This is a genomic window from Litoribaculum gwangyangense (assembly GCF_039543505.1).
In the GTDB taxonomy this organism is placed as follows: domain Bacteria; phylum Bacteroidota; class Bacteroidia; order Flavobacteriales; family Flavobacteriaceae; genus Litoribaculum; species Litoribaculum gwangyangense.
Genome location: NZ_BAABJW010000001.1, coordinates 893354 through 907624, shown reverse-complemented (window position 1 = coordinate 907624; position 14271 = coordinate 893354). Strand labels below are relative to the sequence as shown.

The 14271-nt window shown below is 33.6% G+C and carries 11 protein-coding genes; 3 read left to right on the top strand and 8 right to left on the bottom strand.

Features of this window, described 5'->3' with window-relative positions; all coding sequences use genetic code 11:
* Window positions 1–10: 10 nt before the first annotated feature.
* Complete coding sequence (locus tag ABD963_RS03980; protein ID WP_345275641.1) at window positions 11–457, bottom strand: single-stranded DNA-binding protein; 447 nt, start codon at window positions 455–457, stop codon at window positions 11–13.
* Window positions 458–545: 88 nt separating this feature from the next.
* A complete protein-coding gene (mutY, locus tag ABD963_RS03975; RefSeq protein WP_345275640.1) occupies window positions 546–1589 on the bottom strand; it encodes an A/G-specific adenine glycosylase in 1044 nt (347 codons plus the stop codon).
* A gap of 139 nt (window positions 1590–1728) precedes the next feature.
* Between mutY and ABD963_RS03970 the strand changes: the two genes are divergently transcribed.
* The gene (locus tag ABD963_RS03970) at window positions 1729–2019 is read left to right on the top strand and encodes an HU family DNA-binding protein (protein ID WP_044626974.1); all 291 of its coding nucleotides are present in this window, start codon (window positions 1729–1731) and stop codon (window positions 2017–2019) included.
* Between the two features lie 318 nt (window positions 2020–2337).
* Complete coding sequence (locus tag ABD963_RS03965; RefSeq protein WP_345275639.1) at window positions 2338–3885, top strand: Rne/Rng family ribonuclease; 1548 nt, start codon at window positions 2338–2340, stop codon at window positions 3883–3885.
* Between the two features lie 92 nt (window positions 3886–3977).
* Here ABD963_RS03965 and ABD963_RS03960 read toward each other — a convergent pair whose 3' ends face one another.
* The 3 genes from ABD963_RS03960 to ABD963_RS03950 all read right to left on the bottom strand — a co-directional run bounded on the left by ABD963_RS03960 (window position 3978) and on the right by ABD963_RS03950 (window position 6936).
* Window positions 3978–5012 carry an NADP(H)-dependent aldo-keto reductase gene (locus ABD963_RS03960; protein ID WP_345275638.1) on the bottom strand — a complete coding sequence of 345 codons (1035 nt, stop codon included), beginning with the start codon at window positions 5010–5012 and terminating at the stop codon, window positions 3978–3980.
* A gap of 167 nt (window positions 5013–5179) precedes the next feature.
* Window positions 5180–6139: an OmpA family protein gene (locus ABD963_RS03955; RefSeq protein ID WP_345275637.1), complete on the bottom strand. Its 960-nt coding sequence runs from the start codon at window positions 6137–6139 to the stop codon at window positions 5180–5182.
* A gap of 32 nt (window positions 6140–6171) precedes the next feature.
* A complete protein-coding gene (locus ABD963_RS03950; protein ID WP_345275636.1) occupies window positions 6172–6936 on the bottom strand; it encodes an exodeoxyribonuclease III in 765 nt (254 codons plus the stop codon).
* Between the two features lie 121 nt (window positions 6937–7057).
* Here ABD963_RS03950 and ABD963_RS03945 point away from each other — a divergent pair, with 121 nt between their 5' ends.
* Window positions 7058–10480: a hypothetical protein gene (locus ABD963_RS03945; RefSeq protein ID WP_345275635.1), complete on the top strand. Its 3423-nt coding sequence runs from the start codon at window positions 7058–7060 to the stop codon at window positions 10478–10480.
* Here ABD963_RS03945 and ABD963_RS03940 read toward each other — a convergent pair.
* The 3 genes from ABD963_RS03940 to ABD963_RS03930 form a co-directional block, all read right to left on the bottom strand.
* Window positions 10477–11256 carry a M28 family peptidase gene (locus ABD963_RS03940; protein ID WP_345275634.1) on the bottom strand — a complete coding sequence of 260 codons (780 nt, stop codon included), beginning with the start codon at window positions 11254–11256 and terminating at the stop codon, window positions 10477–10479. The genes ABD963_RS03945 and ABD963_RS03940 overlap by 4 nt on opposite strands.
* A 260-nt stretch (window positions 11257–11516) precedes the next feature.
* On the bottom strand, window positions 11517–12257 hold the full coding sequence (locus ABD963_RS03935; RefSeq protein WP_345275633.1) for a succinate dehydrogenase/fumarate reductase iron-sulfur subunit: 741 nt from the start codon (window positions 12255–12257) through the stop codon (window positions 11517–11519).
* Window positions 12258–12267: 10 nt separating this feature from the next.
* Window positions 12268–14265: a fumarate reductase/succinate dehydrogenase flavoprotein subunit gene (locus ABD963_RS03930; RefSeq protein ID WP_345275632.1), complete on the bottom strand. Its 1998-nt coding sequence runs from the start codon at window positions 14263–14265 to the stop codon at window positions 12268–12270.
* Between the last annotated feature and the right edge of the window lie 6 nt (window positions 14266–14271).

Sequence of the window (14271 nt, the reverse complement as noted above, 5' to 3'; positions counted from 1 at the left end):
GAATATTTTATTAAAACGGAAGATCGTCATTATCATCTACTGGTGGTTCATTACTAATTTGTGAACTCGAAACTGTGTTATGTGATGTAATATTACTAGATGCATTACTCTCACTCTCTTTTTTCGTTGTGAGAAATGTGAAATCAGTACATTGAATTTCAGTAGAATATCTATCCATACCTTTTTCATCTTGCCATTTTCTGGTTTTTAATCTGCCCTCGATATAAACTTTATCACCTTTGCTTAAATATTTTTCACAAATTTCGGCAGCTTTATTTCTAACCACTATATTATGCCATTCGGTATTTGTAACACGCTCATTGGTTTGTTTACTAGTGTAGGTTTCATTGGTAGCCAAAGGAAACCTCCCTATGCATCCCCCTCCTTCAAAATAGTGCATTTTAACCTCATCACCTAAATGCCCTATAAGCATGACTTTATTCAAAGTTCCTGACATAATTATTAATTTTTAAAAGAGTGCAAAAATAACCATTTGTACTCCATTTTTTTAAAATTAGTAAAAAAATGTGATTGTAAATACCAAACTAATCAAAATTAAACGATTCGATAAAGTTTTCAATTAAAATAGGCACAGGATAATTACTTAACTCTGCAGTTGGAACCCCATCATACAAAGGTTTTTCAATGTTTATAATCCAAAATTTTGTGTGTAAATGCTGGTGAGATAATTTATGAACAATAGGTTCCTCATTATACAGAGACAATTCAAAAGTGGTTTCTTTTAATAAACTATGGGTCACAAGTTCTTTTTTTAAACTTTTAGCATCCATATTTTTTTCTGTTTCAATTAAAGGAAATTGATATAAATTTTGCCAAATACCTTTTCCCTCTCGCTTTTGCAAAATGGTTTTTTCATCTTTTGAGATAAATACTAAAAAGTTGAAGTGCTTTTTTTTTGCTTTCGCAGATTTTATTTTAACTGGTAGTTCGTTGATTCTATTCTTATTAAAAGCGATACAACTATCATTTAAAGGACAACGATCGCAAAATGGATTTTGGGGTTTACATTGCATCGCTCCAAATTCCATAATGGCTTGATTGTATTCAGAAGGATTGTTTTTATCGATTAACATTTGCGCCAATTCCTTGAATTCTTTTGTACCCTTTGAAGAGTTTATCGGTGTTTCGATGCCATAGTAACGAGAAAGCACTCGGTATACATTTCCATCAACTACCGCAGTTGGTTCATTAAAACAAATAGAGGCAATGGCACTCGCCGTATAATCCCCAACACCTTTCAACTGTAACAACTCTTTATAACTTTTTGGGAATTCTCCTTCCAATTTATTAGCGATGTATTTAGCTGATGCATGTAAATTTCTAGCGCGCGAATAATACCCAAGTCCTTGCCATAATTTTAATACCTCACTTTCCTTAGCATTTGCGAGATGAAAAACAGTAGGATAATTAGAAACAAAAGCTTCATAATATGGAAGGCCCTGCTTTACTTGTGTTTGTTGTAAAATAATTTCTGAAAGCCAAATGTAGTAGGGGTTTTGGGTTTTTCGCCAAGGTAAATTTCGCTTATTATTTGAATACCAATATGTTACTGCTTCTGAAAACTTCATTCATTAATTTATATAAAGCAAACAAAAATAAACGTTTATAATCTTAAATTTTAATGAATTAGGTTTGAAATATTGAATTTTAAATTCCTATATTTGCATCCCTTTTAGAATTTAAAGTAACTTAAAATAATATCAAAAAATGACGAAGGCTGATTTAGTAGCAAAAATTTCCGAAAAATTAGGAATTGAAAAAGGCGATGTTCAAGCAACTGTTGAAACATTTATGGATGAAGTAAAAACTTCTTTAGAGAGTGGTGATAATGTTTATTTAAGAGGTTTTGGAAGCTTCATTATTAAGACTAGAGCTGAAAAAACAGGTAGAAACATATCAAAAAATACAACTATTAAAATTCCTGCTCATAATATTCCTGCATTTAAGCCTGCAAAAGTTTTTGTTGAAGGTGTAAAAACGAATGTAGACGTTAAATAAAAAATCAAACGAATTATTAATTAATAAAGACACTATTTATGCCAAGTGGTAAAAAACGTAAAAGACATAAGGTAGCGACGCATAAACGTAAAAAACGTAGACGCGCTAACCGTCACAAAAAGAAAAAATAAATCGGGAAAGTAGTTAGATTAGCTACTTTTTTTGATTTTACAAACAACAAGTTCTTTGAAATGAGTTCATTAATTTTTTGGCACTATTAGTGTTTTATGAACTCCACGGATATTAAAAAATCCTGTGAAAAAATAATGTATAATCCATCTGTTACATAATTTGTGTAATGGAATTAAAATTAACTAAATGGATAAAGAATTGATCATTAGATCTAGTTCTGAGCATGTTGATTTTGCCTTATTAAAAGATGGAAAACTTATTGAATTACAGAAAGATGAAGGTGCTAATAACTTTTCGGTTGGTGATGTGTTTATAGCCAAAATACGAAAAGCTGTTCCTGGGCTAAATGCTGCATTTGTAAATGTAGGTTATGAAAAAGATGCGTTTTTGCATTATCATGATTTAGGCCCAAAATTGCCTTCACTTTTAAAATTCACAAAACGTGTAAGCACAGGTAAACTAAAAGATTTTTCTTTAAAAAATTTCCCATTTGAAAAAGATATTGATAAAGACGGCAAGATTGCCGATGTCTTAAAATCAAATCAATCGCTATTAGTACAAGTAGTAAAAGAACCTATATCAACCAAAGGTCCAAGAATAAGCTCTGAGCTTTCTATTGCCGGCCGGTATATTGTTTTAGTTCCTTTTTCGAATCGTATTTCTATTTCACAAAAAATAGAGGACAAAGAAGAAAAGGACAGACTAAAACGTTTGGTAAAGAGTATTACACCACCAGGGTTTGGTATTATTGTTCGTACAGTAGCACAAGGCAGAAAAGTAGCAGAGCTAGATAAAGATTTACAGAATTTGCTTAGTCGTTGGACGGCAATGTGTAAAAAGCTACCCAAAGCACATCACCCCAGTAAAGTATTAGGAGAAATGAATAAAGCCTCGTCTATTCTTCGAGACATATTCAATGATACCTTTACAAGTATTTATGTGGATGATGAAGAGCTTTACATTCAAATTAAAGACTACGTGCAAGAAATCGCACCAAAAAAAGAATCAATAGTAAAATGGTATCAGTCTAACGTTCCCATTTTTGAAAAATTTGGAATAGAAAGACAAATAAAAACCTCGTTTGGAAAAACTGTTTCTATGGCAAAAGGCGCCTATTTGGTAATTGAACATACCGAAGCCTTACATGTTGTAGATGTAAATAGTGGAAATAGGTCTAACAAAGCCAACAACCAAGAGGATACAGCACTGGAGGTTAACTTGATAGCTGCCACAGAAATTGCTCGCCAATTGCGTTTACGTGATATGGGTGGTATTATTGTGGTAGATTTTATTGATATGACCAATGCTGAAAACAGGCAAAAATTGTTTAACCACTTTCGTGATGAAATGAAAGATGATAGAGCTAAACATAAAATATTGCCTCCAAGTAAATTTGGATTGATACAAATAACAAGACAGCGTACCCGACCAGAAATGAACATTAAAACCCGTGAGGAAAATCCTGACGAAATTATTAATGGCTCTGAGGTTGAAGCACCCATAGGGATTGTACAGAAGGTAACGCATGATCTTGAACAACTATTAAAAAAAGACTATAAAAAGTTGACTTTAAACACACATCCTTTTATAGCAGCCTTCTTAACAAAGGGCTTTCCATCTATACGTTCAAAATGGTTTTTTGAACACAAAAAATGGGTTAAAATTTTACCAAGAGATGCTTACACATACCTAGAATACCATTTTTTTGATAAAGATGGTAATCAAATTAAATAATTAAAAACCCCGTTACTTTTAAGTTACGGGGTTTTTGTTTTTATGTAAAGCAGAAAGTTGCTGAATTCTCCTGTGGAGTTAAATTACTAAGTTTAAGGTGCAGGATTGGGTATTTCAGCATGCACCTCGTTTATCTGTTTTAAAACTTCCTCGCTTAAATTTATATTTATTGAACCTATATTTTCTTTAAGTTGTTCCAAATCCGTAGCTCCAATGATATTACTTGTTACAAAAGGCTGTTGATTTACAAACGCTAAACTCATTTGTGCTAGGGTTAAACCATTATCTTCAGCTATTTTAAGATACCTCTTAGTAGCTTCCGTAGATTGTTTACTGCTATAACGGGCAAACCTAGGAAATAGTTTTAATCTAGCATTATCTGCTGCAGTTCCTTTTATGTACTTGCCAGAAAGCACCCCAAATGCCATAGGAGAGTAAGCCAAAAGACCTATATTTTCCCGAATGGAAACTTCTGCCATATCCCCTTCAAAAACACGATTTATAAGCGAATAGGCATTTTGTATAGTGATCATTCTTGGTAAGTTTTTTTTAGATTCTTCCACGAAACGCATAGCTCCCCAAGCTTTTTCGTTAGACATCCCAATATACCGAATTTTTCCTGCTTTAATTTGTTCTTCAAGAGTATGCAAAACATCATTAAAATTATCTTCCCAAGAATCGTTGGCATTATGTTTATAATCCCTGACTCCAAAGGTGTTTGTTTGTCGCTCAGGCCAATGCAATTGGTATAAATCAATATAATCTGTCTGTAAACGTTTTAATTCCGAGTCTACAGCTTCTTTAATACCGCTTTTACTGAAACCAACAGTTCTTATATGAGCCGTATAATCGCCTGGTCCAGCAATTTTAGAGGCTATAATAACCTTGTCTCTATTATTTGTTTTTTTTAACCAAGTACCTATTATTTCACTGGTTCTGCCTTGTGTTTCTGCAGCTGCTGGCACAGGATATAATTCGGCTGTGTCAATAAAATTAACGCCTTGTTCTAAAGCATAATCTAATTGAGCATGTCCTTCTACTTCGGTGTTTTGGTTTCCCCAAGTCATCGTACCAAGACAAATTTTACTAACTTTTATTTGGGTATTTGGTAAGGTGGTATATTTCATTTGAGATCTTTAGATATGATTTTAAAGATAAAAAACCTTTCAATTTTATTTAAATTGAAAGGTTTAAAACTTTGTTAAGGTTTTTTGTGTTAGATGTTAAAGCATCTTCTTCAAATCTTTCTAGATAGCATCTGCTTAAAGGAACACCCTTATGGATGGTTTCAATACTAATTCTCGTTTAACAACTTAGAGAGTTCGTCTAATTTTGGTGTTAAAATAACTTCGATTCGTCTATTTTTAGCTCGACCTTCCGAGGTAGAATTGGTAGCCACAGGAGCAAATTCGCCACGTCCTGCAGCAGTTAAATTTTCTGGATTGATAAAGGCATTCTCTCTTAAAATATTAACAATAGCTGTAGCGCGTTTGGTAGATAAATCCCAGTTACCACTTAATTGCCCACTTCCTTGGTAGGGTACATTATCAGTATGTCCTTCAATTAAAACTGCAATATCTGGATTATCTCCCAATACATTCCCCAATTGCTGAACAGCTCTTCTACCCTCACTACCAACGGCCCAACTACCCGATTCGAATAGCAACTTGTTTTCCATGGATACATATACTTTGCCATCGCGTTGCTCTACAGTTAAACCCTTACCTTCAAAATCGGTTAAAGCTTTTGAAATGGCATTTTTTAATGCGGTCATGGCAGCATCCTTATCTGAAATCACTTTTTCCAACTCTGCAACACGATTAGAACGGTCTTCCAATTCTTTTTTAAGTTTTTCCAGTCTTTGGTTTTCTGCCGCCAATGCTTGTTCTTTAGCTTCCAACCGCGCTAATAATTCTCTATTTTTTTGTGAATTTGCTGCTATGGCTGCCGAACTGTTTTTTTCTAATGCATCATAAGATGCTTTTAAATTATCTAAACTGGCTTTGGTGGCGTTGTATTCAGATTGTAATTTATCGCGTTGAGAAACGGCTTCATCATAAACCGATTGTAATTGCTTTAATTCATTTTCCGCGGCTGTTTTGGCACTTTTAAGTGCTTCATTATCGGTTGAAAGTTTTCTGTTTTCACTTTTTAAATCGGCATATTTCGCCTCCAAATCTTTATAGACTTTTGGTGAAACACAAGAAGTTAAAACCATTAGGGCTAATACTAGGAAAGTGCCTTTTTTAATCATTTTGTTTGGGTTTTTTGTTATTCATTAATACTTTAATTTTCTATTTCCAACAGAATTGGACAATGGTCGCTATGTTCTGCTTCAGATAGTATAACGGCTCTTTTGATGTTTTCTTTTAAAGGTTTTGCTACCATGGCATAATCTAATCGCCAACCCTTGTTATTAGTGCGAGCATTGGCTCGATAACTCCACCAGCTGTATTGTTGTTTATCTTGATTTAAATATCTAAAAGAATCTATAAATCCTCTGTCAATAAAGTCACCTATCCATTTGCGTTCCACAGGTAAAAATCCAGAAGTATTGCTTAATCCTTTGGGGTTGTGAATATCTATTTCTTCATGGCAAATATTATAATCACCGCAAATAATGAGGTTTGGAATTTTCTTTGTAAGGTCGTTTATATAATTTTGAAACATATCCATATATTCCAATTTATGATCCAATCTTGCATCATTGGTTCCGGATGGCAAATACAAACTCATTACCGAAAACCCATCAAAATCAGCTCTCAAGTTTCTCCCTTCAAAATCCATAGATTCTATACCTGTGCCATACTCCACATGTTTGGGTTCTGTTTTGCTTAAAATGGCTACACCACTATAACCCTTTTTTTGAGCACTAAACCAGTAGTTATATTTGTAACCAGCTTCTGCAAACATATCTAAATCCAATTGCTCTTCCATTGCTTTAATTTCTTGTAAACAAATAACATCTGGATTGGCGCTTTTTAACCAATCTAAAAACCCTTTGTTTATAGCTGCTCGTATACCGTTTACGTTATAAGATATAATTTTCATATAGCTTCTTTGAATTTCAGCTAAAATAAATAATACGTTACTTTTACACTATTAAATATAGCAGGAGTTTTAACGAAGCTATTAACAAAATATTTTAAACGATTTACAGTTTAAGTACTTAATGAAGATTTTTAGTTGTATTCTTTTATTTATAATTTGTTTTTGTGGGTTTTCGCAAGAGCAAGTTTCCAATTATAAAAGTAAAAGAGTTGCTGTAAAAGATTCCATTAAAATTGATAGCATTAGTATAAACCCTCATTTTTTTTCAATCAAAACCAATAATAATATGGTTGTTGATTCTTCTTTTTACACTATTGATTTTCCGAAAGCGCTCTTAACATTTAAGAAACCCATTGAAAGCGATTCCATTATTATAAATTACTTAAAGTTTCCTGAGTTTTTAACTAAAACTTACAAACAACTTGATGAAAATATTATTGTTGAAAATAATAGCAATATTGAAACCTTATACAAACTTACACAACCAAACAACACTAATAATTTTATACCTTTTGATGGATTAACTACTTCGGGAAGTATTTCACGTGGCGTTACGGTTGGTAACAATCAAAATTCGGTTTTAAACAGTGAGTTGGATCTCCAAATAACTGGAAAATTGAATGACAAAGTATCCCTTCGTGCATCCATTCAAGATGCTAATATTCCCTTACAAGAAAGTGGCTACAGCCAACGTTTAGATGAGTTCGACCAAGTTTTTATTGAACTATTTAGCGACCGTTGGAACATTAGAGCGGGTGATATTGATTTGCTCAACACCAATTCCTATTTTGCTTCATTTTCCAAACGTGTGCAAGGTTTAAATTTTAATGTGAAATTGGGTAATGAAGACAAGCAAACCAACCTATTTGCTGCAGGTGCCATAGTTCGTGGGCAGTTTACAACCAGTCAGTTTATAGCTCAAGAAGGTAATCAAGGCCCTTATAAACTGCAGGGTCAAAATGGTGAGTTGTTTGTTTTGATTGTTTCCGGTAGTGAAACGGTTTATGTAAATGGCGTAGCCGTAAAACGTGGTGAAGATCAAGATTATATCATCGATTATAATGCTGGTGAAATTATTTTCAACTCTACTTTTCCTATAACTTCGGAAATGCGGATAACCGTCGATTACCAATTTAGCGACAGAAACTATTCTCGTTTTGTGGCTTATGGTGGTAGCACCTATGAAAGTGAAAAATTAAATATTGGTGTTTCGGTGTATTCTGAAAATGATGCTAAAAATCAACCTTTACAGCAAAATTTATCAGAAGAACAGGTGCAGATTTTAGCTAATGCTGGCGATGATAGAACCCAAATGGTAGCGCCATCAGAAGTTAGGGAAGATTTGAATGAAAACCGAATTTTATACCGAAAAGAAATTATTGGCGGTAATGAAGCTTTTGTATTTTCCAACGACCCCAATGATGAATTATATCGGGTAACTTTTTCTTTGGTTGGTGCTAATCAAGGGGATTATATTTTGAGTAATATCAATGCCATCAATAATATTTATGAATATGTTGGCATAAACCAAGGAAATTATGCTCCTGTTGTTCAACTAGTTGCCCCTACAAAGTTGCAAATAGCGGTCGTAAATGGTAGCTATAAACCCTCAGAAAAAACACGTATCAATTTTGAAGCTTCGGCTAGTAAAAACGATTTAAACTTGTTTTCTGATATTGATGATGAGAATAACAACGGTTTTGCTGGTAAATTAAACATGGAACAATCGCTCATCAAAAAGGATAGTTTATGGACTGTTGATGTGTTTATTAATACCGATTATATTAGCTCAGACTATAGAAATATTGAAGGATTGTACAACCCAGAATTCAACCGCGATTGGAATTTAAACTTAAATAACATTAATGGCATTGGTTATGGCTTAGGAAATCAAACACTTTTAAACTCAGGTTTCAGATTCGGTCATCATAAGAAAGGGTACGCCAATTACCAGTTTGAACACCTAAATTTTACCGAAGGTTTTAATGGAAACAGACACGTTGTAAATGCGAATTTGGTCTTGAGCAAGTTTAATATATTGTCTTATTCAAGTTTTTTAAATGCCAATTCAAGTATCAATACTTCAACTTTTTTGCGCTCTTATAACCGTATTACCTATAGCATGAAAAAAAGTTGGTTGGGCACTAAACTAGCTATTGAAGATAATGAACAGCGGGAGACAACCACCCAAACATTAACACCTATAAGCCAGAAATTCAAATCTTACGAACTATTTTTTGGAATTGGAGATAGCACCAAAGTTTTTGCCGAAATTGGTTATAAAAACCGAGTAAACGATAGTATTAGAAATAACGAATTGCAAAAAGTAAACACCTCAAACACCTTTTATATGGACTCGAGATTGGTTCAAAATAAAAACACCAATTTATCGCTTTATGCTAATTATAGAACTTTAAAATATACTGAAGTTAATATTGACAATGAAAACTCAGTTAATTCCAGATTGCAGTTCAATCAAAAACTTTTTAAACAAATAGTGCAATGGAATACCATTTTCGAGACCAATTCGGGTACATTGCCACAACAAGATTTCACTTATGTGGAAGTTGAATCGGGACAAGGGACTTATACTTGGATTGATTACAACAATAATGGTATACAAGAGCTAGAGGAGTTTGAAATTGCGCAATTTCAAGATCAAGGTAAATACATTCGAGTACTTTTACCCAATAGAATTTTCATCAAAACCCATCAAAACAGATTGAGTCAAACACTTATTATAAATCCTTCACAATGGTCGGTTTCAGAAAGTAAATCAAAAAAAATTTGGTCTCATTTTTATAACCAGACCAGTTATCTGATTGATAGAAAATTAAAGCGCGAAGGGAGCAGTTTCAATCTAAACCCTTTTGAAATTAATGAGAATAACCAATTGGGGTTACAACTCAATTTCAGAAATGTTTTCTTTTTTAACCGCGGTAAACAACGCTATACAACTTCTTATACATTTCTTGATAACAGTACTCGAACCGTATTATCTATTGGATTTGTTGAAAATAGCTTAAAAAGCCATCAGTTTAATTTTAATCATAAAATTGCTGAAAGTTGGTTAATTAATTTACTCTCATCTTTTGATAATAATGAAAGTGTAAGTGAAAATTTCTCTAGTAGAAATTATAATTTTGATGAAACCATACTAAATCCAAAATTATCCTACCTATTTAATGACAATTCTAGTTTTGATGTATTCTACCAATATGCTAACAAAGAAAACACCATTGGGAATTTAGAGTCATTAAAACAGCAAAAATATGGCATCTCTTTCACTTTAGGCAGTAATCAAAAAAGCGCTGTAAATGGTGAATTCAATTATTTTTCAAATATATACTCAGGAAACCCCAATACACCCGTGGCTTATCAAATATTGGAAGGTTTGCAACCGGGAAAAAACTTTACATGGAGTTTGTTAGTACAAAAAAAACTGACTGATTTTTTAGATTTAAATCTTAGCTATTTTGGTAGAAAAACAGAAACTAGCAGAACCATTCACTCTGGCTCCATTCAACTAAAAGCTTATTTTTAAAATTTAGAATCATCCATTCTTTCAAATACTGAGATAATGGTTTTAACGGCTTCTATATAAAATTCTGGTTGGATATTTTCATAATCATCCGTTGGTTCATGGTAATCTTTGTGGTCTTCAACCCCAAAATATAAAAATGGAATCCCTTTTTTATGAAAACTCGCATGATCTGAAGAATACGTCCAGTTTTCTAAACCATCAAACCCGTCATGTCCTGTTAAGAGTTTTATTGATTTGGGGCCATCGAAATGCTGTAAAACATACTCTAATTTTTTACTAAAAGATGTTCCAACTGCATACAATTCATTTTTATTACTCCTGCTAATCATATCCATATTTAAATTAAGTACGATGTCATTTCTGGAAATCATGGTATTATTTACAAAATATTTGGAGCCCTCTAAACCTAATTCCTCTGCATCAAAAGCTGCTAAAATAACTGAGTGTTTTGGGGGATACTTCATAAAATATTCCGCAAAACTAAATAGCGCACTTAAACCAGAAGCGTTATCATCAGCACCATTATATATGACACCATTTTTAATTCCTTCATGATCGTAATGGGCACTAATTACAATATGTTTTTTTGGAAATTCTGTGCCTTTTATAAGGCCTAAAACATTATCAGCTTTATATAAATTCCTTTTATGGATAAATGAAAAAGATTGTTTATAATTTTCTACAAATGGTAATACATTTAAAGTATGAAATTGGTTTATTATATATTTTTGAGTTTTAATAGCTCCAATTGTGCCCGTTCTTCTTCCTTCAAACATATTTGATGATAAGGATTTTATATGTTTTAATAAAGTGCTCTCGTTTAATAAAAATTGTCCACTACTTATATCTTCTTGAGAATAAATTTGAAAGTTAAAACCTAGACAAAAAAGAAAGCTAAAAAAAAATACTTTAGGAGTATATTGAAATTCCATTTTGGAAATGTAAAAAAAATAAATATGAACATGCTTTACATTGTATAATAAAAAACTCATGCATTGCAATAAACACATGAGTTTTTTAAATATGTTATGTTTTTTTAAATAGAAGCCTTCATCAGCTCTCTATTCATTCTAGCTATATTATCAAGAGATATACCTTTAGGACATTCTACTTCACATGCTCCAGTATTAGTACAGTTTCCAAAGCCCTCTAAATCCATTTGAGCTACCATGTTTCTAACTCTATCGGCTGCTTCTATTTGTCCTTGTGGTAATAATGCATATTGTGAGACTTTAGCTCCAACGAATAACATTGCGGATGAGTTTTTACAACTCGCTACGCAGGCTCCACAACCAATACAAGTTGCCGCGTCCATAGCTGTGTCAGCTGCATATTTAGAGATTAAAGTGCCATTAGCATCTTGTGTATTACCCGAGGTATTAACCGAAATAAAGCCCCCTGCTTGTTGTATTCTATCAAAAGCACTTCTATCTACAATTAAATCTTTTATTACAGGAAAAGCCGTTGCGCGCCAAGGTTCTATATAAACGGTATCTCCATCTTTAAAACTTCTCATATGTAATTGACAAACCGTAATGCTTCTGTCAGGACCATGGGCACGGCCATTGATAAACATAGAACAACTTCCACAAATGCCTTCACGACAATCGTGGTCAAATGCTATTGGCTCTTCATTTTTATCAATTAGGTCTTGATTTAAAACATCTAACATTTCTAAAAAAGACATGTCAGGTGATATGTTATCAACTTTATAATCAACAATTTTTCCTTTATCGTTAGCGTTTTTTTGACGCCAAATTTTTAATGTTAATTTCATAACTAATTTGTTATTTATAACTTCTTTCTTTTACTTCAATATTCTCGTATACCAATTCTTCTTTATTTAAAATGGCGTCTTTTGGTTCTCCTTTGTACTCCCATGCCGAAACATATTGAAACTCTTTTCTACGCATGGCTTCTCCATCTGGAGTTTGATACTCCTCTCTGAAATGTCCTCCTGCTGATTCTTCTCTTTGCAATGCATCCTTAGCGAATAATTCTCCTAATTCTAAAAAATCTGCAACGCGTCCCGCCTTAGCTAGTTCTTCATTATACTCATTTGCATTTCCTGGTACTTTTACATCTTTCCAAAATTCGGCTCTTAATTCAGCAATTTCAGAAATGGCTTCTTTTAATTCTTTTTCATTTCTGGCCATTCCACATTTGTTCCACATTATTTTCCCTAGTTTCTTATGGAAATAATCTACAGAATGTGTACCATTATTGTTGATTAATTTGTCAAGATTGGACTTTACAAGTTTTTCTGCTTCGTCAAACTCTTTAGTATCCGTTGGAATAGGCCCTGTTCTAATATCGTTAGATAGGTAATCACCAATGGTGTAAGGTAACACGAAATAACCATCGGCCAATCCTTGCATTAATGCTGATGCGCCCAGTCTATTAGCACCATGATCGGAGAAATTAGCTTCACCTATAGCATATAAACCAGGAACTGTAGTCATTAGGTTGTAATCTACCCAAATGCCACCCATGGTGTAATGTACTGCTGGGTAAATCATCATTGGTGTTTCATAAGGGTTCTGGTCTACAATTTTCTCGTACATCTGGAATAAGTTCCCATACTTCGCTTTTACTATTTCTTTACCTAACTTGGTGGTTATTGATTTATCATTTTCATCAAGACCTTTTATATGGGCTTGCTCTTTCCCATAGCGTTGGATGGCTGCAGCAAAATCTAAATATACGGCTTCACCAGTTTTATTTACCCCATAACCAGCATCGCAACGCTCTTTAGCAGCCCTTGAAGCTACATCTCGAGGTACCAAATTTCCAAACGCTGGATATCGACGTTCTAAGTAATAGTCTCTGTTTTCTTCTGGAATATCGGTTGGTTTTAATTTACCTTCTCTAATAGCGGCCACATCATCTAGGTTTTTAGGAACCCATATGCGCCCATCGTTTCTCAAAGATTCAGACATCAATGTCAATTTAGATTGATGATCACCAGAAACTGGAATACAAGTAGGATGGATTTGCGTATAACATGGATTTGCAAAAAACGCTCCTCGTTTATGGGCTTTCCAAGCCGCAGTAACGTTACTACCCATGGCATATGTAGATAAATAAAATAAATTACCATAACCACCTGTACCCAATACTACAGCGTGTGCTGAATGACGCTCTATTTCTCCTGTAACTAAGTTACGAGCTATAATACCTCTTGCTTTGCCATCAACTATAACAACATCTAACATTTCGTGGCGACTGTACATTTTAATTTTTCCACGGCCAATTTGACGATTCATTGCAGAATAGGCGCCTAATAAAAGCTGCTGCCCTGTTTGTCCTTTTGCATAAAATGTCCTTGAAACTAATACCCCTCCAAACGAACGGTTATCTAATAGCCCTCCATAATCACGCGCAAAAGGTACACCTTGGGCTACGCATTGGTCTATAATGTTTGTAGAAACCTCGGCTAAACGATATACATTGGCTTCACGAGAACGATAATCTCCTCCCTTTACGGTATCATAAAATAATCTGTATGTCGAATCGCCATCTCCTTGATAATTCTTTGCTGCATTGATACCCCCTTGAGCTGCAATGGAATGCGCACGACGTGGAGAATCTTGAAAACAAAATGATTTTACATTGTAACCTAATTCGGCCAGAGTTGCAGCGGCAGATCCTCCAGCTAAACCTGTTCCTACGATAATAACATCTATTAAACGCTTATTTGCTGGATTTACTAAGTTAATTTTATCTTTATAGCTTGTCCATTTATCTTTTATTGGACCTTCTGGTACTTTTGAATTTAAAGTCATATCTCT

What these genes read in the sequence shown, in the direction of transcription:
- ABD963_RS03980 (WP_345275641.1), bottom strand. Translation starts at nt 457, where the DNA reads ATGTCAGGAACTTTGAATAAAGTCATGCTTATAGGGCATTTAGGTGAT.
- mutY (WP_345275640.1), bottom strand. Translation starts at nt 1,589, where the DNA reads ATGAAGTTTTCAGAAGCAGTAACATATTGGTATTCAAATAATAAGCGA.
- ABD963_RS03970 (WP_044626974.1), top strand. Translation starts at nt 1,729, where the DNA reads ATGACGAAGGCTGATTTAGTAGCAAAAATTTCCGAAAAATTAGGAATT.
- ABD963_RS03965 (WP_345275639.1), top strand. Translation starts at nt 2,338, where the DNA reads ATGGATAAAGAATTGATCATTAGATCTAGTTCTGAGCATGTTGATTTT.
- ABD963_RS03960 (WP_345275638.1), bottom strand. Translation starts at nt 5,012, where the DNA reads ATGAAATATACCACCTTACCAAATACCCAAATAAAAGTTAGTAAAATT.
- ABD963_RS03955 (WP_345275637.1), bottom strand. Translation starts at nt 6,139, where the DNA reads ATGATTAAAAAAGGCACTTTCCTAGTATTAGCCCTAATGGTTTTAACT.
- ABD963_RS03950 (WP_345275636.1), bottom strand. Translation starts at nt 6,936, where the DNA reads ATGAAAATTATATCTTATAACGTAAACGGTATACGAGCAGCTATAAAC.
- ABD963_RS03945 (WP_345275635.1), top strand. Translation starts at nt 7,058, where the DNA reads ATGAAGATTTTTAGTTGTATTCTTTTATTTATAATTTGTTTTTGTGGG.
- ABD963_RS03940 (WP_345275634.1), bottom strand. Translation starts at nt 11,256, where the DNA reads ATGTTTGAAGGAAGAAGAACGGGCACAATTGGAGCTATTAAAACTCAA.
- ABD963_RS03935 (WP_345275633.1), bottom strand. Translation starts at nt 12,257, where the DNA reads ATGAAATTAACATTAAAAATTTGGCGTCAAAAAAACGCTAACGATAAA.
- ABD963_RS03930 (WP_345275632.1), bottom strand. Translation starts at nt 14,265, where the DNA reads ATGACTTTAAATTCAAAAGTACCAGAAGGTCCAATAAAAGATAAATGG.